General features: G+C 71.0%; 23 protein-coding genes and 3 pseudogenes (1 of these 26 running past the window's edge). 15 read left to right on the top strand and 11 right to left on the bottom strand.

The window, feature by feature from the left end; genetic code table 11:
- Positions 1-237: the 3' portion of a ribonuclease E activity regulator RraA gene (rraA, locus tag D471_RS0121945; RefSeq protein WP_017600612.1), read on the top strand. It extends 207 nt beyond the left edge of the window; the window shows 237 of its 444 coding nt (coding positions 208-444); the start codon falls outside the window, past its left edge; the stop codon is at positions 235-237.
- Between the two features lie 73 nt (positions 238-310).
- On the opposite strand, the gene D471_RS0121940 is transcribed toward rraA, so the two are convergent.
- The 9 genes and pseudogenes from D471_RS0121940 to D471_RS0121900 form a co-directional block, all read right to left on the bottom strand.
- Positions 311-1,096: a hypothetical protein gene (locus tag D471_RS0121940; RefSeq protein ID WP_152486392.1), complete on the bottom strand. Its 786-nt coding sequence runs from the start codon at positions 1,094-1,096 to the stop codon at positions 311-313.
- 166 nt (positions 1,097-1,262) lie between these two features.
- Positions 1,263-1,925, bottom strand: coding sequence for a bifunctional DNA primase/polymerase (locus tag D471_RS0121935; protein ID WP_026127964.1), 663 nt, complete (start codon positions 1,923-1,925; stop codon positions 1,263-1,265).
- Positions 1,926-2,019: 94 nt separating this feature from the next.
- Positions 2,020-3,018 carry a porphobilinogen synthase gene (gene hemB, locus D471_RS0121930; protein WP_017600609.1) on the bottom strand — a complete coding sequence of 333 codons (999 nt, stop codon included), beginning with the start codon at positions 3,016-3,018 and terminating at the stop codon, positions 2,020-2,022.
- Positions 3,019-3,054: 36 nt separating this feature from the next.
- The gene (locus D471_RS0121925) at positions 3,055-4,743 is read right to left on the bottom strand and encodes a bifunctional uroporphyrinogen-III C-methyltransferase/uroporphyrinogen-III synthase (RefSeq protein WP_026127963.1); all 1,689 of its coding nucleotides are present in this window, start codon (positions 4,741-4,743) and stop codon (positions 3,055-3,057) included.
- A 103-nt stretch (positions 4,744-4,846) separates the two neighbouring features.
- Positions 4,847-5,806 carry a hydroxymethylbilane synthase gene (gene hemC, locus D471_RS0121920; RefSeq protein ID WP_017600607.1) on the bottom strand — a complete coding sequence of 320 codons (960 nt, stop codon included), beginning with the start codon at positions 5,804-5,806 and terminating at the stop codon, positions 4,847-4,849.
- The gene (locus D471_RS0121915; RefSeq protein ID WP_017600606.1) at positions 5,803-7,362 is read right to left on the bottom strand and encodes a glutamyl-tRNA reductase; all 1,560 of its coding nucleotides are present in this window, start codon (positions 7,360-7,362) and stop codon (positions 5,803-5,805) included. The genes hemC and D471_RS0121915 overlap by 4 nt, the downstream gene beginning before the upstream one ends.
- Positions 7,363-7,513: 151 nt before the next feature.
- Positions 7,514-8,211, bottom strand: a pseudogene (locus D471_RS35540) (redox-sensing transcriptional repressor Rex).
- A 450-nt stretch (positions 8,212-8,661) separates the two neighbouring features.
- On the bottom strand, positions 8,662-8,928 hold the full coding sequence (locus D471_RS0121905; protein ID WP_017600605.1) for a glutaredoxin family protein: 267 nt from the start codon (positions 8,926-8,928) through the stop codon (positions 8,662-8,664).
- Between the two features lie 34 nt (positions 8,929-8,962).
- The gene (locus D471_RS0121900; RefSeq protein WP_017600604.1) at positions 8,963-9,220 is read right to left on the bottom strand and encodes a MoaD/ThiS family protein; all 258 of its coding nucleotides are present in this window, start codon (positions 9,218-9,220) and stop codon (positions 8,963-8,965) included.
- A gap of 110 nt (positions 9,221-9,330) precedes the next feature.
- Between D471_RS0121900 and D471_RS0121895 the strand changes: the two genes are divergently transcribed.
- The 9 genes and pseudogenes from D471_RS0121895 to D471_RS0121860 all read left to right on the top strand — a co-directional run bounded on the left by D471_RS0121895 (position 9,331) and on the right by D471_RS0121860 (position 17,657).
- Entirely contained in the window at positions 9,331-10,098 is a 768-nt protein-coding gene (locus tag D471_RS0121895) for a winged helix-turn-helix transcriptional regulator (RefSeq protein WP_017600603.1), read from the top strand.
- Between the two features lie 347 nt (positions 10,099-10,445).
- Complete coding sequence (locus D471_RS39145; protein ID WP_026127962.1) at positions 10,446-11,567, top strand: hypothetical protein; 1,122 nt, start codon at positions 10,446-10,448, stop codon at positions 11,565-11,567.
- A 55-nt stretch (positions 11,568-11,622) separates the two neighbouring features.
- Positions 11,623-12,624: pseudogene (gene mshD, locus D471_RS0121885) on the top strand (mycothiol synthase); the annotation flags it as partial.
- A 325-nt stretch (positions 12,625-12,949) separates the two neighbouring features.
- Positions 12,950-13,912 carry a phosphate ABC transporter permease subunit PstC gene (gene pstC / locus D471_RS0121880; protein WP_017600601.1) on the top strand — a complete coding sequence of 321 codons (963 nt, stop codon included), beginning with the start codon at positions 12,950-12,952 and terminating at the stop codon, positions 13,910-13,912.
- On the top strand, positions 13,912-14,994 hold the full coding sequence (gene pstA, locus D471_RS0121875; protein WP_017600600.1) for a phosphate ABC transporter permease PstA: 1,083 nt from the start codon (positions 13,912-13,914) through the stop codon (positions 14,992-14,994). The genes pstC and pstA overlap by 1 nt, the downstream gene beginning before the upstream one ends.
- 55 nt (positions 14,995-15,049) lie before the next feature.
- Entirely contained in the window at positions 15,050-15,829 is a 780-nt protein-coding gene (gene pstB / locus D471_RS0121870; RefSeq protein WP_017600599.1) for a phosphate ABC transporter ATP-binding protein PstB, read from the top strand.
- Between the two features lie 129 nt (positions 15,830-15,958).
- Positions 15,959-16,927: a nucleoside hydrolase gene (locus D471_RS0121865; RefSeq protein ID WP_026127961.1), complete on the top strand. Its 969-nt coding sequence runs from the start codon at positions 15,959-15,961 to the stop codon at positions 16,925-16,927.
- A gap of 56 nt (positions 16,928-16,983) precedes the next feature.
- A complete protein-coding gene (locus D471_RS38585; RefSeq protein ID WP_083924283.1) occupies positions 16,984-17,334 on the top strand; it encodes a type II toxin-antitoxin system RelE/ParE family toxin in 351 nt (116 codons plus the stop codon).
- Entirely contained in the window at positions 17,331-17,657 is a 327-nt protein-coding gene (locus D471_RS0121860; RefSeq protein ID WP_017600597.1) for a helix-turn-helix domain-containing protein, read from the top strand. The genes D471_RS38585 and D471_RS0121860 overlap by 4 nt, the downstream gene beginning before the upstream one ends.
- Before the next feature lie 57 nt (positions 17,658-17,714).
- Here D471_RS0121860 and D471_RS0121855 read toward each other — a convergent pair whose 3' ends face one another.
- Positions 17,715-18,332, bottom strand: coding sequence for a DUF47 domain-containing protein (locus tag D471_RS0121855; RefSeq protein ID WP_017600596.1), 618 nt, complete (start codon positions 18,330-18,332; stop codon positions 17,715-17,717).
- A 482-nt stretch (positions 18,333-18,814) separates the two neighbouring features.
- Here D471_RS0121855 and D471_RS0121850 point away from each other — a divergent pair, with 482 nt between their 5' ends.
- From D471_RS0121850 to purM, 3 genes and pseudogenes are all read left to right on the top strand, one after another.
- Positions 18,815-19,291 carry a sterol carrier family protein gene (locus tag D471_RS0121850; protein WP_017600595.1) on the top strand — a complete coding sequence of 159 codons (477 nt, stop codon included), beginning with the start codon at positions 18,815-18,817 and terminating at the stop codon, positions 19,289-19,291.
- A gap of 9 nt (positions 19,292-19,300) precedes the next feature.
- Positions 19,301-20,803, top strand: coding sequence for an amidophosphoribosyltransferase (purF, locus tag D471_RS0121845; protein ID WP_017600594.1), 1,503 nt, complete (start codon positions 19,301-19,303; stop codon positions 20,801-20,803).
- 105 nt (positions 20,804-20,908) lie between these two features.
- A pseudogene (gene purM, locus D471_RS35535) lies at positions 20,909-21,975 on the top strand (phosphoribosylformylglycinamidine cyclo-ligase).
- Between the two features lie 160 nt (positions 21,976-22,135).
- On the opposite strand, the gene D471_RS0121835 reads toward purM, so the two are convergent.
- A complete protein-coding gene (locus tag D471_RS0121835) occupies positions 22,136-22,363 on the bottom strand; it encodes a DUF3073 domain-containing protein (protein ID WP_017600593.1) in 228 nt (75 codons plus the stop codon).
- 252 nt (positions 22,364-22,615) lie between these two features.
- Here D471_RS0121835 and D471_RS0121830 point away from each other — a divergent pair, with 252 nt between their 5' ends.
- The gene (locus D471_RS0121830; protein ID WP_026127960.1) at positions 22,616-23,449 is read left to right on the top strand and encodes a hypothetical protein; all 834 of its coding nucleotides are present in this window, start codon (positions 22,616-22,618) and stop codon (positions 23,447-23,449) included.
- A gap of 705 nt (positions 23,450-24,154) precedes the next feature.
- A complete protein-coding gene (gene bldC, locus D471_RS0121825) occupies positions 24,155-24,358 on the top strand; it encodes a developmental transcriptional regulator BldC (RefSeq protein WP_017600591.1) in 204 nt (67 codons plus the stop codon).
- Positions 24,359-24,458 lie beyond the last annotated feature (100 nt).

The raw sequence follows: 24,458 nt of genomic DNA, 5'->3' as shown, positions 1-24,458 counted from the left end.
CCCGCCGTGGCCAACGGCTGGGCGGGGGTGGTGATCCACGGCGCCGTCCGCGACACCGTCGCGTTGGGCGGGCTCGACCTGGGTGTGAAGGCCCTGGGCTCCAACCCTCGCAAGTCCGCCAAGGACGCCGCCGGTCGACTGGACGTTCCGGTCACCTTCGGGGACGTCACCTTCGTGCCCGGCGAGTGGCTCTACAGCGACGAGGACGGGATCGTCGTCAACGCTGAGCGCGTGTAGGCGCGCGGGGCGGGTGGCGGCGCCCGACACGGGCGGCGGGGCGCCGCCCGGTCACCGATGGCGGGGCGCCCCCTCAGAGCACGGACACCGACGCGAGGATCGCTTCGAGGTCGGCGGTGGTGACCTCGTCCTCGGTGGGCGCGCTCCCCTCGTCGATCACCGCGGACACGACCGCGAACGCGGGCGCTCCGGTGTCGACGATCAGCATCGAGAGGTCCAGGCCGGTGGTGAAGCGCATGTCGAGGCGCGAGGTGTCGGGGCTCCCCGGCACCTCGCGGGCGCCGCCCTCGCGGTCCTCGGAGCCCTCGACGAACGGGCTGTAGGCCCTACGCACCATGATCGCCGCGTCGACACTGGTGGTGGTCTGGCCGCCCGCCCCCGTCACGGAGAGCGTGGTCACGGACACGTACGCGACGATCGTGCCGTCGGCGCGCGTCAGGGCGTACGCCGTCTCGGAGCCGTCCATCCGCAACGACATGTCCTCGGGCAGTGACTCCAACGGCGCCCATCCCGCGGGGAGTCCGAAGGAGACCCCCTCCACGTCCACGGTCGAGCCGTCCGGGAACACGCCGCCGGGCTCGGCGAAGCCGTCGGCCGCCTCGGCCTCGGCGTCCTCCTCCGCGCCGTCCACGACGGCCGGGGCCCCGCCCGCGCGGCTCTCTCGCACCGCCTCCGCCGAGGCGGACAGATCCGCCGCGGCCCGGACGCCGCCGAGCGCGAACCCGCCACCGGCCGCGGTCAGCAGCACGACGACCGCGCCACTGGCGACGAGCCACGTCGGCGCCGCGCGCCCGCGGCGCGGAGGGGGTGCCGCGAAGGCCGGCCGGGGCGGCGGGGACGCCTGGAATGGATCGGGCACCGGGGCGGACGGGGTGCGCGGGGCGGGGGGAGGGGAGGAAGGGGTCTTTCCGTTCACCCGGACGAACCTACGCCATGACCCGCTTTCCCCGGCGACGCCGCCCGTGTCAGGCCCGTCGGGCCGGTTCCGGACACCGGACCGGCCCTCCCTCGGAACACCGGTCGGGTCAGCGACCGCCCCTGGCGAACTCCTCGCTCGCGTCCGCGAGGATGTCGAGCACAGCGATCGGGTCCGGCAGCGGGACGGACCCGCCCTCGTCGTAGGGTGCCCGGATCCAGGTCACCCGGCCACCGGAGGGCAGCGCCGACGGCGCGCCCAGGACGAAACTGTCGCGGCAGTGCCACCGCAGGCCGGGGGTCTCCTCCACCGTTTCGGGGACGCAGTCCAGGTGGCACGACCACCACTCGTCCTCGTCGACCGGTGAGCGCGTCGCCACGAAGAACAGGTACCGCGAGGACTCCACCGCCGCGACCGGCCCCGCGGGGACGCCCGCGTGGCTCATCCGCGCCAGAGCCATCACACCGGCCTCGCGCGGGACGTCGAACACGTCGAAGACCCGACCGGTCGGCAGGATCACGTTCGCCTCGGGAGAGGCGGTCCACCACCGGCGGATGGTGTCGGTGTCGGTGCTCGCCTCCACACCCCACGCCATGGTGACCGGATGCGCCGCGGGGTCGGGGCAGCCCATCCGGTCACACGTGCACGCCCGGTCCGCACCGGGCGCGGCCCCGCGCACGACCGGCCAGCCCAGCCGTGCGTAGCGGAGCGCGGACTCCATCATGTTCTCGGTCGTGTGCCGCCGTTTGCGTCGATACAGCACACCTGTCATGGAGCCCCCCGGTGGTCGTACGTGTCCAGACGCGGCCGATGGCTGGTGGCCCGACGCCCGGCGGCCGCGACCGGAGGCGAAAGGACCCGGTCCGTCACCGCAGCAAGCGCGCCGCCTCGGTCGCCCAGTACGTGAGGATCTGCTCGGCCCCCGCCCTGCGGTAGGAGGTGAGCGTCTCGACGATGACCCGCTCCCGGTCGAGCCAACCGCGCTCCGCCGCCGCCTCGATCATCGCGTATTCGCCGCTGACCTGGTAGGCCGACACGGGCACCGGTGAGGACTCGGCGACTTTGGCGACGATGTCGAGGTAGGCCAGTCCCGGTTTGACCATCACCATGTCGGCGCCCTCGGCGATGTCCAGGGCGACCTCGCGCAGCGCCTCGCGCGCGTTGGCCGGGTCCTGCTGGTAACCGGAGCGGTCACCGAACTGGGGCGCGCCCTCCGCGGCCTCCCGGAACGGCCCGTAGAAGGCGGACGCGTACTTGGCGGCGTAGGCGAGGATCGGCACCCCCGTGTGCCCGGCGCCGTCGAGACCGGCTCGGATCGCCGCGACCTGACCGTCCATCATCCCGCTGGGCGCCACCACCGCGGCGCCCGCCTCGGCCTGGGCCGCCGCGATGGACGCGTACCGCTCCAGGGTGAGGTCGTTGTCCACCTGGCCGTCGGTCATCAGCGGGCCGCAGTGGCCGTGCGAGGTGTACTCGCACAGGCACAGGTCCGCCATGACCACGATGTCGTCGCCGACCTCGGAGGCCAGGTCCCGCAGGGCCGCCTGCACGATCCCGTCCGGGTCGTCGGCGGCCGAACCCCGTTCGTCCTTCTCCTCGGGGATGCCGAACAGCATGAGCCCGCCGACACCCGCCTCGGCCGCGGCGACGGCGGCCTCGCGCAGGCTGTCGCGCGTGTGCTGCACCTGGCCCGGCATCGAGGAGATCGGCGCCGGATCGGTCAGCCCCTCCTTGACGAACATCGGCAGGACGAGGTTCTCCGGGAGCACGCGGGTCTGCGCGACGAGGCGGCGCAGCGCGGCGCCCCGGCGCAGTCGACGCGGCCGGGCCTCGGGGAACGCGGCGTCGTGGCCGAAGAGGGGCATGTGGGGACTCCCAGGTGGTCGGCGGATGTGGGCGGCTCAGAGCTTGCGGCGGCGGCCGCGGCGCTTCTGGCTCGGCTTCAGAACGGGCTTGCCCGCCTCGATCGCCTCACGCCGCTTGGCGGCACCGTACTCCGAAAGCGCCTCCACGAGGGCCGAAACGGAGGGTTTGGCCGCGACGACGTCGACGCGCAGACCGAACTCGATCGCGGTCTTCTCCGTCTCCGGGCCGATGACGGCGATGGCGGTCGTGTTGTGCGGCTTGCCCGCGATGCCCACGAGGTTGCGCACGGTGGAGGAGGACGTGAACAGCACGGCGTCGAACCCGCCGCCCTTGATCGCCTCGCGGATCGGCGCGGGCGGCGGGGCGGCGCGCACGGTGCGGTAGGCCGTGACGTCGTCGACCTCCCACCCGAGGTCGCCGAGCCCCGCCGACAGGGTCTCGGTGGCGATGTCGGCGCGCGGCAGCAGGACCCGCTCGATGGGGTCGATCTCGGCGTCGTAGGGCGGCCACACCGACACGAGTCCGGCGCTGGACTGCACGTCGTCGGGCGGCAGCAGGTCGGGCTGGATCCCGAAGTCGCGCACCGCCCGTGCCGTGCTGTCGCCCACCGCGGCGACCTTCACCCCGGCGAAGGCGCGCGCGTCGAGCCCGTAGGACTCCAACCGCTCGCGGATCGCCTTCACCGCGTTGACCGAGGTGAACGCCACCCACTGGTAGCGGCCGGTGACCAGGCCCCGGACGGCGCGCTCCATCTGCTGCGGCGTGCGCGGCGGCTCCACGGAGATCGTGGGGACCTCCTCGGGCACGGCGCCGTGGCCGCGCAGCTGCTCGGACAGGGCGGCGGCCTGCTCCTTGGTACGCGGCACGAGCACGCGCCAGCCGAACAGCGACTGGGTCTCGTACCACGACAGCTTGCCCTGGCGGCCCACCGGCGTCCCGACGACCATCAGTGCGGGGGCCGTGAGGTGGTGGCCCTTGGCGTCCTTGGCCTTGAGCTCGGCGACGAGCCGGTTCAGCGTCGAGGTGACCGTGGTCTGCCGGGTCGTGCCGCCCGCGCGCACGACCGCCACGGGCGTCGTCGGCGGGCGCCCGCCCGCGATGAGGGTCTTGCACAGCACGTCGATCCCGGGCCCCTGGTGCGCGGCGGCCTCCCCGGGGGGCGCGTCGGCGCCCAGGATGACCAGTGTGGCTTCGCTCGCCGCCGCTTCGTGCCAGTCGACCTCCGCGCCGCCGTGGTCGCGCGCGTTGAGCACCCGAACCTCGGGGTTGCCATCGCCCAGCAGGGGAATGCCCGCGAAGGTCGGCACGGAGGTCACCGCGGAGATCCCGGGGACCACGTCGACGTCGATCCCGGCCTGGTGGCAGGCGGCGACCAGTTCACCGCCCCGGCACCCGAAGAACGGGTCACCGGAGTACAGGCGCACCACGCGCTGGCCCTCGCGGGCGCGCGTGACGGCGAGGGCGTTGACGTCGCCGCCGCACTCGTCGGCCTGAATCACGGACACGTCGTCGGAGCAGTGCGTGAGCAGCCCCTCACGGAAACCGGCGAGCTCCTCCCGGGCCGGTTCGTTGAGGGTGATGACCACATCGGCGCGGCGGAGCATGTCGGCGCCGCGCAGCGTCAGCAGGTCGGCGCTGCCGGGGCCGGAACCGACCAGCGCCACGTGTCCGGACCGCGTTGCGGCGCGCGATTCCTCAGGCTGGGGGTTGGCGTTGGCGTTCACGTACTGGCTCCTCGTGTGTGGGTCGCCTGCTCCCGGAGGCACGGGGTTCCGGGTGGTGGCGGCGCGGCGGGACCGTGCGTGCGGGCGCCCCGCCGACTGGCTCCTACTGTGTCTCGTCCCTCTCGGTGAAGGCCGCGGCGACGATGCCGTCGGCGCCCTCGACGATCATCTCCCGTGCCAGGTCCCGGCCGAGGTCCGCGGCGGCCGCCACGTCCTCGGGCGAGTCGAGGCCGATCACGCGCTCCCGGCGCACGGCTTCGGTCCCGTCGGTGGCGACCACCGCGGCGCGCAGCCGGAGCCGGCCGTTCCCGTACTGGGCGTAGGCGCCGACCGGCGCGGCGCACCCGGCCTCCAGCTCGGCCAACACGGTCCGCTCCGCGACGACCTCGGCGCGGGTGGACGCGTGGTCGACGGCGGCGAGGTGGGCGAGGTCTCCCGCGGCGCGTTCGGTGGCGCACTCGACGGCGAGGGCGCCCTGACCGGGCGCGGGCAGGACCTGTTCGGGTTCGAAGACCTCGGTGACGTCGTCGAGGCGGCCGACGCGGCCCAGTCCGGCGTAGGCCAGGACCACCGCGTCGACCTCGCCGGCGGTGATCTTGCCCAGGCGGGTCTCGGCGTTGCCGCGGATCGGCACGAAGGTGAGGTCGGGGCGGAGCGCGGCGAGCTGGGCGGCGCGGCGTGGCGAGCCCGTGCCCACGCGCGCGCCCGCCGGCAGGTCGGCGAACTTGAGGCCGTCGCGGGCGCACAGCGCGTCGCGCGGGTCGTCGCGCTCGGGGATGGCCACGAGCGTGAGACCGTCGGCGGGAGCGGTGGGCAGGTCCTTGAGCGAGTGGACGGCGAAGTCGATCGTCCCGGCCTCCAGCTCGTCGCGCAGGGCGTTGACGAACACGCCGGTGCCGCCGAGCTGGGTCAGCTGAGCCTTGGTGACGTCGCCGAAGCTGGTGATGAGCACCAGCTCGATCGCCTGCCCGGTGCGCTCGGTGATCGCGTCCGCGACCATCTGGGACTGGGTGGTCGCCATGGTGCTGCGGCGGGTGCCGAGCTTGGCGGTGGTACCGGTCATGCCTTCTCCTGGGCGGGGCGCTCCGCGTGGGTCGGGCCCGTGGGGGCGGCGAGCGCCCCCGGGGCCTGGGGGTCGAGGTCGAACAGTTCCCGGAGGGCCACCTCGTAGGACTCTCCGTCCGGCGCCTTGGCCAGCTCCTTGACCCGCACGGTGGGCCGGTGCAGGAGCTTGTCGGCGACCCGGCGCATGGCCCGGGTGATCTCCTCGCGCGCCTTGGGGCCGAGGTCGTCGGGCAGGCGGCCGTGCAGGCGGGTCAGCTCCGCCTCGACGACGTCCTGCGCCTGGGCACGCAGGGCGACCACGGTCGGGGTCACCTGGTTGGCGCGGCGGACGGCGCCGAACTCGGCGACCTCCTCCTCCACGATCCCCCGGACGAGGGTGAGGGAACCGGAGCGGTCGGTGCCGCCTCCGGCGCCGCCGGCGGCTGCCTGACGCAGGTCCTCGATGTCGACCAGGTGCGTTCCGGGCAGGTCCCGCACGGCGGGGTCGATGTCGCGGGGCAGGGCGAGGTCGAGGAAGACCAGGGGTCTGTCGCGCCCCTCGGCGACCGGGGCGACGGTGTCGGCGGCGAGCACGATCCCCTGGGCGCCGGTGCAGGAGATGACCAGGTCGACGTCGGCGAGGGCGGTCGCGGCCTCCTCGAAGGGCACCGCGACGGCGTCGACGGCGTCGTAGGCCTCGGTGAGGCACTCGGCGAGGCGGGCGGCGCGCTCGTGGGTGCGGTTGGCGACCACCACACGGCCGGCCCCCTGGCGGGCGACGGTGTTGGCGGACAGAGCGCTCATGGATCCCGCGCCGAGGACCAGGACGCGGACACCGGCCAGCGACGCGGGGGCGGGCCGGGCGACCTCGGCGTCGGAGGCGGCGGGGACGTCGGAGTCGGCGGACACCGCGAAGGCGGTACCGGAACCCGCGGGGGCGGCGGTGGCGCCGGACATGGGGCAGCCCGGCGGGGCGGCGGCTCCCTCGGCGGGGGTGGTGCTCTCGACGGTGACCCCGGAGGGCTCCGGGGTGACGGTCGCGCCGAGGGGGCGCAGGGCCTCGCCGAGTCCGAAGCTGACCATGTCGGCTCCGGCGTGGTCGAGGTGGGTCTCGGTGTGGGCGCGCTTGCCCACGCGCAGGGCGCGCTGGCCGAGGTCGTTGAGCACCCGGCCGACGGTGGCGTGCTCCTGGCCCTCCTTGAGGGCGTCGCGGACCTGGCCGAGGATCTGGCCCTCGCCGACGACCATGGAGTCCAGGCCGCAGGTGACGGAGAAGAGGTGCTGGACGGCACGGTCCTCGTAGTGCACGTACAAGTGCTCGGAGAGTTCGCCCAGCGGGACGCCGGTGTGCCAGGAGAGGAGTTCGGTGATGGCCGCGACCCCGCCGTGGAAGGTCGCGACGTCGGCGTAGACCTCCGTGCGGTTGCAGGTGGAGACCACCATGACCTCGTTCACGGAGTCGGAGCCGAGCATGTCGCCGACCGCCTTGGTCCGCGTCTCGCCGTTCAGTGCGACGCGTTCGAGCAGCGCCACCGGCGAACTCCGGTGGCTCAACCCCACGGCCAGGACACTCATCCGCTCTCTCCCATGCGTCCTATGCGGGCCTACACAGCTTCTCTCCATACTCGGGCACGGGTCATCTTCATGTGTGCGGACCCTCCCGAGACGCGGCGCACGCTCGCTCATCGCCGCCGCTGATGCGGGCCTCACGGCCTTGGTGTCGGTCTCACGTCAGTTCCAGTCCCGCCGCCCGCGCCTCGCGACCGTCGCCGTCGGCCCTGCGCTGCGCGTGGAAGGCCAGGATCTGGAGTTCGATGGACAAGTCGACCTTACGCACATCGACACCGTCCGGCACATTGAGCACCACGGGCGCGAAGTTGAGGATNTGCGGGCCCCCCCCGCCTCGACGAACCGGCTCGCCACGCCTTGGGCGGACGCCGCCGGTGTCGCGATGACCCCGATGGACACACCCTTGGAACGCACAACCTCTTCCAGGCTGTCAATATGCCGCACCTGGATGGACGCCACGCTCTGTCCGACCACCCCGGGGTCGGCGTCGAGCAGGGCCGCGATACGGAACCCGCGTGAGCCGAAGCCCCCGTAGTTGGCCAGTGCGCGTCCCAGGTTGCCGATGCCGACGATGGCCACGGACCAGTCCTGGGTGAGACCAAGCTCACGCGATATCTGGTACACGAGGTACTCGACCTCGTACCCCACGCCGCGCGTCCCGTACGACCCGAGGTGGGACAGGTCCTTGCGGAGTTTGGCGGAGTTCACACCGGCGGCCGTGGCGAGCGCCTCGGAGGAGACGGTGAGGATCCCGCGGTCCTGGAGTGCCTGGAGCGCGCGGAGGTAGACCGGCAGTCGGGCGACGGTGGCTTCGGGGATTCCCCTCTCCCGGGGCCGAGGTGGACGACTGGTCACAGGCGGGCGCTCCTGAGCGGCTGTGGTGCGGACGGGGTGCGGGCCGTGAGCGGCGCGCCGTGGGGGCCGGTGCGTCGTCCTTCCCCGACTGGTCTGTCGTCCACAGATTACGTGCTTGTGAAAGCACGCACAAAGTGGGGTGCCCTGTGAGGCGGGTTCCATAAGTTCCCACCCGCGGCGGACACGGGCCCCGCGGCGAGGGGCGGGAACTCCGCGGCATTCCCCCACACGAGGTCACGGCGGCGAACGGTGGTACGGGGAGGCGGATTCCGCGTTGTGCGCGTCCTCCACGCCCCCTTCGGGGAAGGCCTCCCCCGACCTCCGAACCGGTATGGCCAAGACCCCCATTCCGGACATCCGACGGGAATCCGATGGGAAGATTTGTTGCGTCCCGTTCTCGTTATCCCGAGAAGTCGCGTCCGTTCCCCCGCGGAGTGGTTCTGCGACGGCTCACGCGCTCAGCGCGGAGCGCAGACGCCCCTCCGAGACCCGCCAGAAGTCGTGCCGGCGCCCGTCGACGAAGGTCACCGGGATCTTGTCCCAGTACTCCTCGCGCTCGACCCCGCTCACCTCGTCGAGCCGTACCTCGGCCCGGGTCGCCCCGAGGTCGTCGGCGACCCGTTCGACGATCGCCCACGCCTCCTCGCACAGGTGGCATTCCGGCTTGCCGAGAACGACGACGCGCGCACGCCGCGCCCATTCTGGTGTTTCGTCCATGTCTCCTCCGTGTTCCGAACCGTTTTCGACGACCTCACCCGCCCGCGAACGGCGGTAGGACCTCGATCACAGTGCCGTCCGTGACGGTGACCTCGCCGTGCGCCCGCCGACCGACCGGCCGTTCGTCGACCAGGAGCGACGAAGCCCCGAGAACACGCTGGAAGCGGTCGTCCGGGTGCAGCCGACACGCCGCCTCCAGGGCCTCTCCGAGGGTCCCCGCCTCGACGTGTTCCTCGGCCGTTCCGGCCGCTTCCTTGGCCGCGGCCCAGTACCTGATAGTGCACTTCGCCATCTGTTGATTATCCTTGGTGTTGCTCGGAGGCGACGTATTCGACAAATCTTCACCGGGGGCAAAGGCGCCTTCGATCGTCCGCATCACGCGGGTTTGACGAGAAGAGACGCATGAGCCATCTGCTGCTACTGACGAACTCGAACGAACCGTCCGACCACGTGCTGCCCGCTCTCGGACTCCTCCTGCACTCGGTGCGGGTGGCGCCCGCGGAGGCCGGCGCGCTCCTGGCCTCCGGTGGCAACGGAAGCTCCAGTGCTCCCGTCGACGCCATTCTGGTCGATGCGCGAACCGACCTGGCAGCCGCCCGGAACTTCTGCCGTCTGCTCGACACCACGGGGCTGGACTGCCCGCTGCTGGTCGTCCTGACCGAGGGCGGCGTCGCGGCGCTGACCCCGGACTGGCAGGTCAACGACTTCATCCTGACCACCGCCGGGCCCGCCGAGGTCGAAGCGCGGCTCCGCCTGGCCGTGGGGGCGTCCGACACCGGCGCCGACGACCCGGATGAGATCCGCCGCGGTGACCTGGTGATCGACGAGGCGACCTACATCGCCCGTCTGCGGGGCCGCATCCTGGACCTGACCTTCAAGGAGTTCGAACTCCTCAAGTTCCTGGCCCAGCACCCCGGCCGCGTGTTCACGCGGGCGCAGCTGCTCCAGGAGGTGTGGGGCTACGACTACTTCGGCGGCACCCGCACCATCGACGTCCACGTCCGGCGCCTGCGCGCCAAGCTCGGCTCGGAGTACGAGTCGCTCATCGGCACCGTGCGCAACGTGGGTTACCGCTTCGTTCCGGACCCGGTCGCCAAGGCCACGTCCGGACAGGGCGAGGCCGCGGAGTCGCTGCCCGCCGCCCGGACCCCGGAGAACAGCGGGACGTAGGGCGGCCGCCGGAAGGCGGGGGAGGACGCGCGGGGAGCACGGTCGGCATGGCCGGGATCGAAGGGGTCCCGGTCGCCGGTCCCGTGCGCCCGAGAACCCGTGTCCTGGAACGGTCGAGGGCGGTGAAGGGCGCCGAAGCGGGGAACCGAAGCCGAGAGCCGGAGCGGGAACCGTCACTCACCGTCACCACCAGTGTGAATTCGGGTGCTCATGACACTCGTCTTCCGGGCTCGCACGGCCTAGGATTCGTGGGGTAACCCGAGTCGGGTGAGGGCTGGCGCGGTGCCACTCCCCGGGCCGGGTGCGTCCCACCGTTCCGGCGCGCCACGTAGGAGTGAATCGCACCGATGCCCACCCCCACCGCGAGATTCCCGCTCACCGCGCACCCCCGGCACCTGAGCGTCGCGCTCGGCGCCGCCTTCGTGGGGTCCAGCCTCGTCGCCGTGATGGCTCCGGCCTACGCCGACCCCTCCCCGGAGCCCGGCACCGGCACGCCCTCGGTCACCGTCGTGTTCCGGCACTCCGCCAGTGAGGTGGACCTCGGATCGGCGGTGCCGGCCAACACCGTGACCGCCACCAACACGGGTGACCTCGCCGTCTGCCTGATCGGTCTGTCCGTCGACACCCCCGGGTTCCGCGTCGACGGGTTCGAGCCGCGACGACTGGCCCCGGGCGAACCCCTCCCGGCGGGACAGGTCAACGGCGCTCCCCGGGAGTCGGTCGACGTCGTCGCCACCCTCACCTACGCCCTCCCCGACGAGCAGGACGGGTGCGCCGAACCCGGCACTCCGACCAGCGCCGTCACCGGCGCGTGGTCGATCACCGTGATCGACCCCCGCCCCACACCGAGCCCCTCCCCGAGCCCGGACCCCACCGAACCCCCGTCGCCCAGCCCCGATCCGACCGAGCCCCCCACCCCCTCTCCCACGCCGAGCCCGAGCCCCACGCCGAGCCCCAGCGCGACACCGAGCCCCTCCCCGAGCCCGAGCCCCACACCGAGCCCAAGCCCCACACCGAGCCCGAGCCCCACCGGGTCCCCGTCGCCCGACCCTTCCCCCACGTCCACCGACGACGGGCGGGAGGACTCGGACGGCGGTTCCGGCGGCGACGGCCGGTCGGACTCCACCCCCACCCCGCGGGACACGTCCTCGCCGCGGACCCCCCGCCCCGGAGTGAGCTCACCGCCGACCACCGGCGGCGACGTTCCGACCATCCCCAGCGGTGCGGCCGACCTGCCCGACCTCTCCCCCGGCGGCGAGGACCTCGCCGACCTGCCGATGGTCACCCCGTCCGAGGACGACATGGACGAGACCGAGGTGGCCGCCGACCACTCCGACCTGCGTCCGTCGATGGCGCCGTCGATCCTGCTGGCCGCCGTCCTCCTGGCCCTGCTGCTCGCCACACCCCTGGCGCCCGCGCGCCGTGTCCGGACCGGAGCCCGCTACCAGGGCAAGCGCCGCCGTCCCTGACCCGTTCCACCGTTCCGCCACGCCCGGCTCGGCCCCGTGAACGAACCGTCGTAGGCTTTCGACCATGAGCACCCCGCACGTCACCGACGACCTCGACACGGACCTGGCCGACCAGATCCTGGCCCTCGCCGAGGCCGCCCGCCGCGAGGACGGCGTCGCCCCCCTGTCGGAACACACCATCCTCCGCGTCCGGCACGGCGCTCCCGCGGGCAGCAGCCGGTTCCACGTGGTCACCCAGGACGACCGGGTCGTGGGCTTCGCGTTCGTCGAGCGCGTCGAGGGCGAACCCGACTCCGGCGAACTCGTGGTCGACCCGGCCCACCGCGGCCGTGGACACGGCACCGCCCTCCTGCGCTCGGTCCGCGACGACGCCGGACCCGACGGGGTGCGCGTCTGGGCGCACGGCCGCACCCCGCAGGCGGTGTCGGTGGCCGAGGGAGACGGTTGGCGCGCCGTCCGCGAACTGCACAAGATGCGCATGCCGCTGCGTGACCTTCCCGCCGACGTGCCGGGCGGACCCCGCACCGCGCCCGAACTGCCCGAGGCCGCACTCAGGCCCGAGGTCGCCGACCGGGTCCGGGTGGGCGCCTTCGTCGTCGGCCAGGACGAGGAGGCGTGGCTGCGCGCCAACGCCCGCGCCTTCGCCGACCACCCCGAGCAGGGCCAGCTCACCCTCGACGACCTGCTCCAGCGCGAGGTCGAGGACTGGTTCGACCCCCACGGCTTCTTCCTCGCGACCGCCGCCGACGGTTCGGTCGCCGCGTTCCACTGGACCAAGACGCACGCCGACGGAGCCGGGCTCACCGACGGCGAACCGGTCGGTGAGGTCTACGTCGTGGGCGTGGACCCCGACTGGCAGGGGACGGGGCTGGGCCGCACACTCACCCTGACCGGCCTGCACCACCTGCGCGACGCCGGGCTGCCGTGGGTGCACCTGTACGTGGACGGCGACAACGAGGCCGCCGTGCGGCTCTACGCCTCCCTCGGGTTCGAGGTGTGGGACACGGACGTGATGTACGCGCCGCCGTCGGAGGCCGTCGAGCCCGGGTCCTCCTGAGGTGCGACACATCACATTCACCACCTGAACCCCTTGAGGCCACGGGAGTGCGACATGTCGTTCATCTCCCGTTCACCTTCTCTGGGATAACTGGTCACCTGCCGCGCCTACCTTCACACTCGGCGCGGAAGGGCCAAACCGCGCGTGGTGACCGTGACAACACGGTCACCGACCGGCTACCTCTGAGTCGTGGCGGACTGAATCGAAGGATCGCAGCCACCCGACCCGGATCCACGGCACCCGGAGCCGCCGCGCGACCCACGCGCGCCGATCCGGCACGGCCCAGGTGACCAGCCCTGAACCCTTTCCGAACCGGAGCCAATCCATGACGACCACGGACGCGCCCCAGGCGGCACCGCCGCCCACGGGAAAGCGCCGGATCGGCGACGCCGTCTTCGCCGGGCTCGCCCGAGGCTCGGGCCTCCTCATCCTGCTGATCCTCGCCGGGGTCGCCGCCTTCCTGATCATCCAGGCCTGGCCCTCGCTCGCCGCCAACACGACGGGCTTCCTCACCACCCAGGAGTGGGACGCCAACGTCCGGGAGAACCCCGCGTTCGGCGTCGCGGCTCTGGCGTTCGGCACCGTCCTCGCGGCCGCCATCGCGCTGCTGCTGGCCACCCCCGTGGCCGTCGGGATCGCGCTGTTCATCGTCTACTACGCGCCCCGCAGGGTCGCCTCCGTGCTCGGCTACCTGGTCGACCTGCTCGCCGCCATCCCCAGCGTCGTCTACGGCCTGTGGGGGATCGGGTTCCTCGCGCCGCAACTCGTCCCGGTCTTTCGCGGCCTGACGGAGTACCTGGGCTGGATCCCGCTGTTCTCCGGCCCCGCCTCCACCTCCGGCCGGACGATCCTCACCGCCTCCGTCGTGCTGGCGGTCATGATCCTGCCGATCATCACCGCGATGTCGCGCGACGTGTTCAAGCAGGTTCCGCAGGGCCACCGCGAGGCCGCGCTCGCCATGGGCGCCACCCGCTGGGAGATGATCCGGCTGGCCGTGCTGCCCTTCGGCCGCTCCGGTGTCGTCGGCGGCGCGATGCTCGGTCTGGGCCGCGCCCTGGGCGAGACCATGGCCGTGGCGATGATCCTGTCGCCGTCGCTCGCGATCTCCTTCGACCTGCTCCAGAGCGGCAACCAGACCATCGCCGCGCACATCGCGCTCCAGTACCCGGAGGCCACCGGGTACGGCGTGTCCGCGCTGATCGCCGCCGGTCTGGTCCTGTTCGCGATCACCCTCGCCGTCAACATGGGCGCCCGCTACATCGTGGCGCGGGGCAGCAAGGAGGCCTGATGAGCACGACGACCACGCAGCCCCCCGGACCCGAGGCCGGGTCGGCCGAGGCCTCTCTCCGGCACGCGTCCCTGCCCCGCTACTTCCCCGCCGCCCTGCTCGCGTCCTGCGCCGCCGTGGTGGCCGGGTTCCTCCTGGCCTTCTCCTCGTTCGGTGTCATGCCGTGGGCGCTGCTGACCGCGGTGTCCTACGTGGTGATCACCGTGACCGCCTCCGCGCGCGTCGAGGGCGGCCGCAAGGCCGTGGACCGGTTCGTCACGTCGCTGGTGTACGGGTGCTTCCTGCTCGCGTTGGCGCCCCTGGTGTCGGTCCTGTGGACCGTGCTCCAGAACGGCTTCGGCCGGTTCGACGGGTACTTCCTGTCGGTGTCGATGAACGGCGTCCTGCCGAGCATGGACGCGGGCGGCGTCTACCACGCGATCGTCGGCACGCTGGCGATCACCGGGATGGCCACGCTCATCTCCGTGCCGATCGGCGTCATGACCGCCGTGTACCTGGTGGAGTACGCCGAGGGCCGGATCAAGCGCCTCATCACCTTCTTCGTGGACGTCATGACGGGCATCCCGTCGATCGTCGCCGGCCTGTTCGTCGTCGCCCTGTGGATGGTGCTGTTCGGCCCCGGACACACCAACGGAGCCGCGGGCGCCATCTCCCTCTCCGTGCTGATGATCCCCGTCGTGGTCCGCTCCAGTGAGGAGATGCTCCGCCTGGTCCCGCGTGACCTGCGCGAGGCCTCCTACGCGCTGGGCGTGCCCAAGTGGCGGACGATCACCAAGGTGGTCCTGCCCACCTCGGCCGCCGGACTGACCACCGGGATCATGCTCGCCATCGCGCGCGTTATCGGTGAGACGGCGCCGCTGATCCTCACGGCGGGCTCCTCGGCGGTGTCGATCAACTGGAACCTGTTCGACGGCCAGATGATGAGCCTCCCGGTCTTCATCTACTCACAGGTCCGCATGGGCGGTGCCGTCAACTACGAGCGGGCCTGGGCCGCGGCGCTGACGCTGATCCTCACGGTGATGCTGCTGTTCTTCCTGGCCCGGATGATCGGACGCGCGTTCGCGCCGAAGTCCGCCCGCTGACCCATACCAACCGCCCCGCGCACCGCGCGTCGAGCTCACTCACGAGGAACATCCAGTGGCCAAACGAATCGACGTCTCCGGACTCCACGTCTACTACGGCGACTTCCTCGCCGTGGAGGACGTGTCCATGACCATCGAGCCGCGGTCGGTGACGGCGTTCATCGGGTCGTCCGGCTGCGGCAAGTCCACCTTCCTGCGCACCCTCAACCGCATGCACGAGGTGACTCCGGGCGCGTACGCGCGGGGCAAGGTGCTCCTGGACGACATGGACATCTACGGCCCCGACGTGGACCCCGTACTGGTCCGCAGCGAGGTCGGCATGGTCTTCCAGAAGGCCAACCCGTTCCCGACGATGTCGATCTACGACAACGTCATCGCGGGCGCCAGGCTGAACAACAGGCGGATGAGCCGCTCCGAGGCGGACGACCTGGTGGAGGAGTCGCTGCGCGGCGCCAACCTGTGGGAGGAGGTCAAGGACCGGCTGAACAAGCCCGGTTCGGGCCTCTCCGGCGGCCAGCAGCAGCGCCTGTGCATCGCGCGCGCCACGGCGGTCAAGCCGTCCGTCCTGCTCATGGACGAGCCCTGCTCCGCGCTGGACCCGATCTCGACGCTGGCGATCGAGGACCTCATTCACCAGTTGAAGGAGGACTACACGATCGTGATCGTCACCCACAACATGCAGCAGGCGGCGCGCGTGTCCGACCGGACCGCGTTCTTCAACCTGTCCGGTCCGGGCAAGCCCGGCAAGCTCATCGAGATGGGCGAGACCAACCAGATGTTCACCCGGCCGGAGAAGAAGGAGACGGAGAACTACATCACCGGCCGGTTCGGGTAACCGGAACTCCCACGTCTCCCCGGCGGGAGCGGTGATCGACCAGGAGGCCGGTCCGGGTGGCCGACCGCCTCCGAAACCGGGTGAAAACCGGTGTAGATTACCCGTCTGACCTCGGACAAGGGAGACTCCGTGCCCACACCTTTGGTGATCGACACCGACACTGCGCAGGACGACTGCGTCGCCCTCCTCGTGGGGTTGCTCGACCCGGCGGCCGACCTGCGGGCGATCACCATGGTCGCGGGCAACGTCGGCTTCGACCAGCAGGTGCGCAACGCCTTCCTCACCCTCAACGTCGCCGGTCGGCTCGGCGAGGTGCCCGTGCACCTGGGCTGCCGGGCACCGCTGACCCGCGCGTGGGTCAGCGCGGAGAACGTGCACGGCGACGGTTCCGGCGGCCTGCGCATGGACCAGTCCGGGCTGGAACCGGAGTCCGAGCACGCCGTGGACGCCCTGGTCCGGCTGGCCGCCGAGCACCCCGGGGAGCTGTCGATCGTGGCGATCGGCCCCCTGACCAACATCGCCATGGCCGTGGCCAAGGACCCCGACTTCGCCCGCAACGTCGGCTCGCTGTACGTGATGGGCGGGTCCAACAACGGGCGCGGCAACATCACCGCCGCCGCGGAGTTCAACTTCTACGTGGACCCCGAGGCCGCCAAGGCCGTGTTCGCGGCCGGGTTCGACGTGACGGTCGTCCCCTGGGACCCGCTGACGCTGCGCCAGGCCGTCTTCGGGCAGGAGCGCCTGGACCGGATCGAGGCCATCGGTACACCGCTCTCCGACTTCTTCACGGACGTGTGCGCGGCGACCCTGGAGTTCGACCGCAGCGTGGGCATCGACGGCACCACGCACCCCGACTCCCTCACCGCCGCCGTGCTGCTCCACCCGGAGCTGGTCCGCCGTTCCGCGCGCTACCACGTGGACGTGGAGACGGCGGGCGAGCTGACCCGCGGATACTCGGCCATGTCCTGGGGCGTGCACGGCCTGGAGCCGAACGCCACGGTCGTGGAGGAGATCGACGCCGAGGGCTTCCACGCCTACCTCAGCGGCGTCCTGGCCACCGAGACCGTCCCGGCCCGGAAGATCACCCGTTCGGTGTAGGGCGCCCTCGCCGCCATCACGCTCAGTACCAGCCCAACTCCTATAGCATCGATGCTATGGCTTGGGGTACGATTGAACTGGAACCTGAAGTGGAACGATGGCTTGGGGGTCTGTCCGACGAGGAATGGGCTCAGGCTTTGTTTCATCTGGACCTGCTTGAATGCCGTGGTGTCAGCCTGGGATTCCCCTACACGAGTCAGTTGGATGGCAAACTACGGGAGCTACGGTTCTATTGCGGCGGGCGCCGGGTACGCGTCACCTACTACATCGCGGCCGGGCGGCGAATCATCATGCTGACCGTGTTCCACAAGACCCGAGCCCGGGAGTCAGCCGAGGTCCGACGTGCTCTCCGCGCGATGCACGACTGTGTCAACGCTGGCCACACGGTCGATGAGGAGTCACCATGAACACTCCCCCGAGGAGAACCCTGTCCGATCTGAAGTCTTCTGAGCGGTTCGACCGCCCCGCGGTACGAGAGGCCTACGAACTCACCCGTCTGCGCTTCGAGCTGGCTGAAACGGTTCGGCTTCGCCGCGAGGAACTCGGCTGGTCCCAATCGGAACTCGGCCGCCGCGCGGGGATGCCCCAGTCCAGTGTCGCCCGTTTCGAACACGGCGGCACGCAGCCCACGCTTCCCACGCTGGAGCGTCTCGCAGATGCTCTGGGACTCGTCCTGCATGTGTGCATGGAAAACCCCGAGACACGGGATCGCGGCCTCAGCCACGTGTAGAACACGACAGGACGCTCCACATCCGGACCGGGGCGCCGACACGGCGCCCCGGAGGGGTCAGCCGTTCTTGACGACGATCGTCTCCACCGTGTTCGCCACGTGCTCGAACGCGTCCGCCGCGGTCTCCAGCTCCTCGATCACGTCCTTGAGCTTGAGCACCGTCAGCGCGTCGTACTCCCCGCTGAACAGCTTGGCGAGCAGCTTGCGGTAGATCCGGTCGGCCTGGTTCTCCAGCTGGTTGATCTCGATCCAGTACCGGGTCAGGTCCTGCAGCGTCCGCAGTCGCGGCATCGCCTCCGCGGTCAGCTCGGCGGCGCGCTCCAGGACCTCGATCTGGTCGATGATGCCCTTGGGCAGCCGCTCCAGTCCATAGAGTCCGATCAGGTCGACGGCGGCCTCCATCGAGTCCATGACGTCGTCCAGGTTCGAGGCCAGACGGTAGATGTCCTCCCGGTGGATCGGCGGTGCCGAGCTCTTGTTGAGCCGCCGCATGATCGCGTGGGTGGCGTCGTCACCAGCGTGCTCACAGGCACGCATCTTCTCGCCGATGGCCTCCCGGTCGGCCCCGTCACTCATCAGCTCCACCAGCAGGCGGGCCGCGATGACCAGGTTGTTCGCCGAGTCGGTGAACATCTCGTAGTAACTGTCATCACGCGGGCGCAGGCGCAGGCGCACGTCGTTCTCCCGATGGTGCGGTGGTCTTCCTTCGTGGATGGTAAGTGTGCTGGCCAGCCTGTCGGCTCGGCGGCCTCGCGTGGTGCGGGCCCGGAGAGCGGCGGTCAGGGAGGCGGCCGGACCGGTTCACCCTTCGTTCACCTGTTCAGTATCGGTGCGCGGAACTCCATCCTGCGGGCGTTCCATCGCATTCCTCCCAGTCTCAGTGACATCGGGACGGTTCGGGACGCTACCGTGTGACGCCCCCTCTGGCCAGCGGTGCGCTGAGACAGGAATCACCCAAGTGTGCGGAGATCGGTGGACAGGGCCACTGGGGTACCCCGATGTCCACCATCGGTCCATTCCCCAGACATGACAAGTATCCCTGTGATTCACAGATCCGATACCCCTCTGTGCCCACCCTCTCTCTCCGTCCACCTCCCGTCACTCTCCACCACCCCCAACGGACGCCTCCGGCTCGGCACCTTCCCTAGGCTGCTTCCATGCCTTCCGCTCTGACCGCGAGCGCCGTACGGCGGCTCCGCACGGCCCTGGACGACCAACTCCACGCCTTGGGGGATCCCCCCTTCGAGGGCTCCGACGAGGAGGCCGCCGAGGCCTGCGCCCGCGCCGTCCTGCGCGCTGACACCCCCCAGCGCGCGGCGGTCAAGGCCGCCGTACGCGCCACCCTGGCCGTGCTGGCCGACCGCGCCCCGGGCAACAGTCTGGAGGTGCGCGTCCCCCCGCACGGGGCCGTCCAGGCGGTCGAGGGCCCCCGGCACACGAGGGGGACCCCACCCGGTGTCGTGGAGACCGACCCCCTCACCTGGCTGCGCCTCGCGACCGGCCGGACCGCCTGGGACGAGGCGGTCGCGGAGCGCTCCCTCCAGGCCAGCGGCGCCCGGTCGGACCTGTCCCCATGGCTCCCCCTGTGGTCCGACCATCCCCCGGGTGGTGCCGAGCCGACGGGCAGGCACTAAGCTGTGAGTGTGTCGTACTCCGACGGCCGGCTCTCCATGGACCTCGATCCGCTCGAACGCGGCCCGCAGGACGCCTGCGGTGTTTTCGGGGTCTGGGCACCCGGCGAAGAAGTCAGCAAGCTCACCTACTTCGGTCTCTACGCTCTGCAGCACCGCGGACAGGAATCCGCGGGCATCGCGCTGAGCGACGGGGAGCGGATCGTCGTCTACAAGGACATGGGGCTCGTCTCCCAGGTCTTCAACGAGGCGACGCTCGAATCCCTGAACGGCCACCTCGCGATCGGCCACTGCCGCTACTCCACCACCGGCTCACCGGTGTGGGAGAACGCACAGCCGACCTTCTACTCGGCGCGTGAGGGCGGCCTGGCGCTCGGCCACAACGGCAACCTCATCAACACGCCGGAGCTGTCGGCGATGCTGCCGGACTCCCGGCGGGGCGCCACCACGGACACCGAGGTGCTCACCAACCTGTTGGCCGACTACGCCAACAGCGACTCCGAGCGCACCATGGAGGACGCCGCGCTGGCCCTCCTGCCCAAGGTGCAGGGCGCCTTCTCCCTGGTCTTCATGGACGAGAACACCCTGTACGCGGCGCGCGACCCACAGGGCATCCGCCCGTTCGTGCTCGGCCGCCTGGGTGAGTCGTCCAACGCCGGCGGGTGGGTCGTGGCGAGTGAGACCGCCGCCCTCGACATCGTCGGCGCCACCCTGGTCCGCGAGATCGAGCCCGGCGAGTTCCTGACCATCGACGAACGCGGGGTCCGCTCCCGTCGCTTCGCCCCCGCCCGGCGCAAGGGCTGCCTGTTCGAGTACGTCTACCTGGCCCGTCCCGACACCACGATCGCCGGGCGCAACGTCAACTCCACCCGCGTCGAGGTGGGCCGCCGCCTGGCCAAGGAGCACCCGGTCGAGGCCGACCTGGTCATCCCGGTGCCCGAGTCCGGCACTCCCGCCGCCGTGGGATACGCCGAGGCCAGCGGTATCCCGTTCGCCCAGGGCCTGGTGAAGAACTCCTACGTCGGGCGCACGTTCATCCAACCCAGCCAGACCCTGCGCCAGCTCGGCATCCGCCTCAAGCTCAACCCGCTGCGCGAGGTCATCGAGGGCCGCCGCCTCGTGGTCGTGGACGACTCCATCGTCCGCGGCAACACCCAGCGCGCCCTGGTGCGGATGCTGCGCGACGCGGGAGCCGCCGAGGTGCACGTTCGCATCTCCAGTCCGCCCGTGCTGTGGCCGTGCTACTACGGCGTCGACTTCGCCACGCGTGCCGAACTCATCGCCGCGAACCTCACGGTGGACGAGATCGCGGAGTCGGTCGGCGCCGACTCGCTGGCCTACGTCGACCTCGACGAGCTCATCGCCGCCTCCGAGGTGCCCAAGAACGAGCTGTGCCGCGCCTGCTTCGACGGCGTGTACCCGATCGAGGTCGCCGACGACGCACGCGGCAAGTACCTGCTGGAGAAGTCCTGCGGGACTTCCGAGGGCACCGGTCTCGCCACGAGCGACACCTGATCGAGGCACGGCGGACGGGGGGTTCGCCGTGCCCGGGTTCCGGCGTGCCCCGATCGGGTTCGCCGTGCCCGCACCACCACCGAACACAGCACGAGGAGATCTCGCGTGGCAGCCGAGAGCACAGGGGCGAAGGGCGCGTACGCGGCCGCGGGCGTCGACATCGCCGCGGGTGAGCGCGCCGTCGACCTGATGAAGAGTCACGTGGCGCGGACCCGCCGACCCGAGCAGGTCACCGACGCGAGCGGCTTCGCGGGTCTGTTCCGCCTGGACACGGGCAAGTACAAGGACCCGGTCCTGGCGACCTCCACCGACGGCGTGGGCACCAAGGTGATGCTCGCCCAGCAGTTCGACAAGCACGACACCATCGGCGTCGACCTGGTGGCGATGGTCGTCGACGACCTGGTGGTCAGCGGCGCCGAGCCCCTGTTCATGACCGACTACATCGCCTGCGGCTCGGTCGTCCCGGAGCGCGTCGCCGAGATCGTCGGCGGTATCGCGGANGGGCCTGCCACCAGGCCGGGTGCGCGCTGATCGGCGGGGAGACCGCCGAGCACCCCGGCGCCATGGAGCCCGACGAGTACGACCTCGCCGGCGCTGGCACGGGCGTGGTCGAGGGTGACGCCATCCTCGGCCCGGACCGGGTCCGCGAGGGTGACGTGGTCATCGCGATGGCCTCGTCCGGACCGCACTCCAACGGGTACTCGCTGGTCCGCAACGTCGTGGAACGAGCCGGCCTCGACCTGCACGCGCACGTCCCGGAGCTGGACGGCGTCCTGGGTGAGGTCCTGCTCACCCCGACCCGTGTGTACGCCAAGGACTGCGTCGCGCTCACGGCGGCCGTCGAGGTGCACGCCTACTCGCACATCACCGGCGGCGGCCTGGCCGCGAACCTGTCCCGGTCGCTGCCCGAGCACTTGGACGCGGAGCTCGACCGCTCCACCTGGGCGCCCGCGCCCGTGTTCGGCTACCTGGCCGACCAGGGGGACGTGGCGCGGGATGACATGGAGGCCACCTTCAACATGGGTGTGGGCATGGTGGCGATCGTCGCGGCGGAGGACGCCGAACGCGCCCTCGGTGTCCTGGCCGAGCGGGATGTCCCGGCCTGGCGACTGGGCGAGGTGACGGCCGGTTCCGGCCGGGCCCGCCTGAGCGGCGAGTACCGGAGCGCGTGAGAGAAGCGTTGCGCACCGGATCCGAACATAGCCGGTGCGAACCACGAGCGTGGTTCGCACCGGCTATATCCACCTGTCCACCGTGGCCCCCGCTCGGGGGACCGGTGGGTGGCACAGGCCTGCGGTTGTTGTCCGAGCGACCTGTCAGTCCCGGAAACGACTACTTGTCGGAGTCCGAGTACTTGTCGGCAAGATCCGCGTAACGGTCGATCAGCTCGTCGTGAGGATCCGCGTAGGGGTCGTCCGGACCCGACGATCCGGAGGGAGACCCCTCGTCCTCAGCGACACCCAGCTCCGACCGCAGCCGATCAAGATCGGTCCCGCCGGTGCTGTACTTGAGCTTCCGGGCGACCTTCTGCTGCTTGGCCTTGGCTCGGCCGCGCCCCATTGGCTCGACCCCCTCAACGATTGGGTTCCGACGAACCCCAGATCACTTACTAACCCGCGGTAACGGGCTGACGGCCGTCAAACGCGACTGACGACCGGCGTCAGCGTACGTACACGTACAACCGTACCTGGTCGCACCCCACCCTGCCTACGCCACCCGGGTGTGACGGGTGTGGCCCGCGTCCGAACGACCGTTCCGACGAGGGTTTCCGGGGTGGGTGTCACCCACAGCGATGTGTGCCACGATGCGATCGTGCTGCCCTACACCGCTTACCTCCGGGTCTATCAGCCGATCGACGCGTTCTCTCCGAGTGACCGACGGTACTGGGAGGAGTACGCGGACTCCCCCGACCGGCCACGGAGGGTCAACGCGCTGGCCGCCGAACACGCGGAGAGCCTGGGCAGGCTCATCACCACTCCCCCCGTGGTGGCCCCGACCGAGGAGAGCCGGAACGCCTACCTGCGCAGGGTGGACGGGCGGCTGTACGTATGCCCGTGGCAGACCCGGTTGCGTTCGTGGCGGGCGTTCACGGAGTTCACGAACACGACCTCGGTCCTGGTGAGCGGCGCGTTCGTCCCCGAGCACGAAGCGGACCGGGCCGAGGAGGGCTACCGGGAGTGGCGCGAGTCGGGCGCCGAGGCGCGCCCGGGCATCCTGTCGAGCAACTGGACGATCCCGGTGCCGTGGTTCGTGCCCTTCGAGTCCGCGGAACGGTGCCTGGTGCTGTCGACGGACACCACCCGCACGCTGTTCTACCTGACGCGCGTGTCACAGGCGAGGCGACGGCTGGACCACACGGTGGCGGTACTGCGGGAGCGGCTCGGCGAGCACGCGGTGTCCTCGTCGACGGAGCAGCTGGTGGACTGGTTGGCGCTGACCGCGCACCCGAACGCGCTGCTGGAACTCGACTACGGCGGCATGCCGCACCTGTTGAGCGACGACGCGCTGCGCGGGGACCACTCGGTCGCGGAGGTCTCCGAGGCCGTGGAGGCCCTCGCGACCGGCGACACGGAGCGTGTGATGGGGCTGCGCGAGCGGCTCCTCCGGCGCTGGAGGTCGGTGCGCGCCCTGGAGCACGCCAACTGAGAGTCACGGGTTGGTCAGTTTTTCGTGGACACCACACCCGCGAATGTCGTCATCTGAGATCGTGACGCACGGCACGCCACGCCGGACACCAACCTGGTACGCCAGGTTTCTTCCCGGGCGGGGACAGGCTTTCCGCACGTGACAACGGTGCGAGCCAGGACGTCATCCCCGCACACCACCAAGCCCGATGAAACTGGGCATAACGCCCGTTAGGGATCAGCGTAGACTGTAGCCGGACCATCACTGAACGCACTCTGAGTAACGACGAAACCCTTGCCACGCGGGAGATCCACGCGATCCGCCCCTTGGCCGGGACGGGCGGAGACCCGCCCCCGCCCCCACGACCCACATCCACCCACACAGCGACTGAACAGGAACGCCAGTCCACCTCCCCCAGCCCGAACCACTGTTTTCGGTCAGGACCACGTAGCAGTTCGGACGCTCCGGATCGAGAAAAACGAGGCCGGAGAACGAAGTTTTGACCGAATACGCCACATGCCACTAAACGTGTCGCTAGAATCACTTAGCGTGACGCGGCCACGGGCGGCTTTCTTGGCCTCCCACGCGCAAAGTTGCTTGGAGTGGTCGCGCTATCACCTCGGGTGATGCCAATATGGACCCAGTGGAAATATTGGACATCCGGGCCAAGCGCCAGGAATAAGGCTCAAGGATCGGCACACAGATCCAGGAGGAGAGGCCGTACACATGTCAACTCGCACGCCCGAGGCGGAGCCCCTGTTGACCCCCGCCGAGGTTGCCACCATGTTCCGCGTGGACCCCAAGACCGTGACACGCTGGGCCAAGGCGGGCAAGCTGACCTCGATCCGCACCTTGGGCGGACACCGCCGCTACCGCGAGACTGAGGTCCGCGCCCTGCTGGCCGGAATCCCCAACCAGCGTACGGAGTGATCTCCCCGGTCTGTGCCGATTCCGGGGGGAACGGCCGGGCACACTCCGGCTACTGACATTGACACAGGCGACGGGCGGGTTTCCGGGGGACGGGCCCGCC

Origin of the sequence: Nocardiopsis lucentensis DSM 44048 (assembly GCF_000341125.1) — a bacterium.
Taxonomy (GTDB): domain Bacteria; phylum Actinomycetota; class Actinomycetes; order Streptosporangiales; family Streptosporangiaceae; genus Nocardiopsis; species Nocardiopsis lucentensis.
The sequence above is the reverse complement of the archived record's forward strand: the minus strand, read 5'-3'. Positions and strand labels throughout refer to the sequence as shown.

Coding starts and splice junctions, on each gene's coding strand:
- D471_RS38585 (WP_083924283.1), top strand. CDS start 16,984: ATGGCTTGGGGTACGATTGAACTGGAACCTGAAGTGGAACGATGGCTT.
- D471_RS0121900 (WP_017600604.1), bottom strand. CDS start 9,220: ATGGCGAAGTGCACTATCAGGTACTGGGCCGCGGCCAAGGAAGCGGCC.
- D471_RS0121860 (WP_017600597.1), top strand. CDS start 17,331: ATGAACACTCCCCCGAGGAGAACCCTGTCCGATCTGAAGTCTTCTGAG.
- D471_RS0121915 (WP_017600606.1), bottom strand. CDS start 7,362: ATGAGTGTCCTGGCCGTGGGGTTGAGCCACCGGAGTTCGCCGGTGGCG.
- bldC (WP_017600591.1), top strand. CDS start 24,155: ATGTCAACTCGCACGCCCGAGGCGGAGCCCCTGTTGACCCCCGCCGAG.
- hemB (WP_017600609.1), bottom strand. CDS start 3,018: ATGCCCCTCTTCGGCCACGACGCCGCGTTCCCCGAGGCCCGGCCGCGT.
- hemC (WP_017600607.1), bottom strand. CDS start 5,806: ATGACCGGTACCACCGCCAAGCTCGGCACCCGCCGCAGCACCATGGCG.
- D471_RS0121850 (WP_017600595.1), top strand. CDS start 18,815: ATGCCTTCCGCTCTGACCGCGAGCGCCGTACGGCGGCTCCGCACGGCC.
- D471_RS0121935 (WP_026127964.1), bottom strand. CDS start 1,925: ATGACAGGTGTGCTGTATCGACGCAAACGGCGGCACACGACCGAGAAC.
- D471_RS0121895 (WP_017600603.1), top strand. CDS start 9,331: ATGAGCCATCTGCTGCTACTGACGAACTCGAACGAACCGTCCGACCAC.
- D471_RS39145 (WP_026127962.1), top strand. CDS start 10,446: ATGCCCACCCCCACCGCGAGATTCCCGCTCACCGCGCACCCCCGGCAC.
- D471_RS0121905 (WP_017600605.1), bottom strand. CDS start 8,928: ATGGACGAAACACCAGAATGGGCGCGGCGTGCGCGCGTCGTCGTTCTC.
- pstA (WP_017600600.1), top strand. CDS start 13,912: ATGAGCACGACGACCACGCAGCCCCCCGGACCCGAGGCCGGGTCGGCC.
- pstC (WP_017600601.1), top strand. CDS start 12,950: ATGACGACCACGGACGCGCCCCAGGCGGCACCGCCGCCCACGGGAAAG.
- D471_RS0121835 (WP_017600593.1), bottom strand. CDS start 22,363: ATGGGGCGCGGCCGAGCCAAGGCCAAGCAGCAGAAGGTCGCCCGGAAG.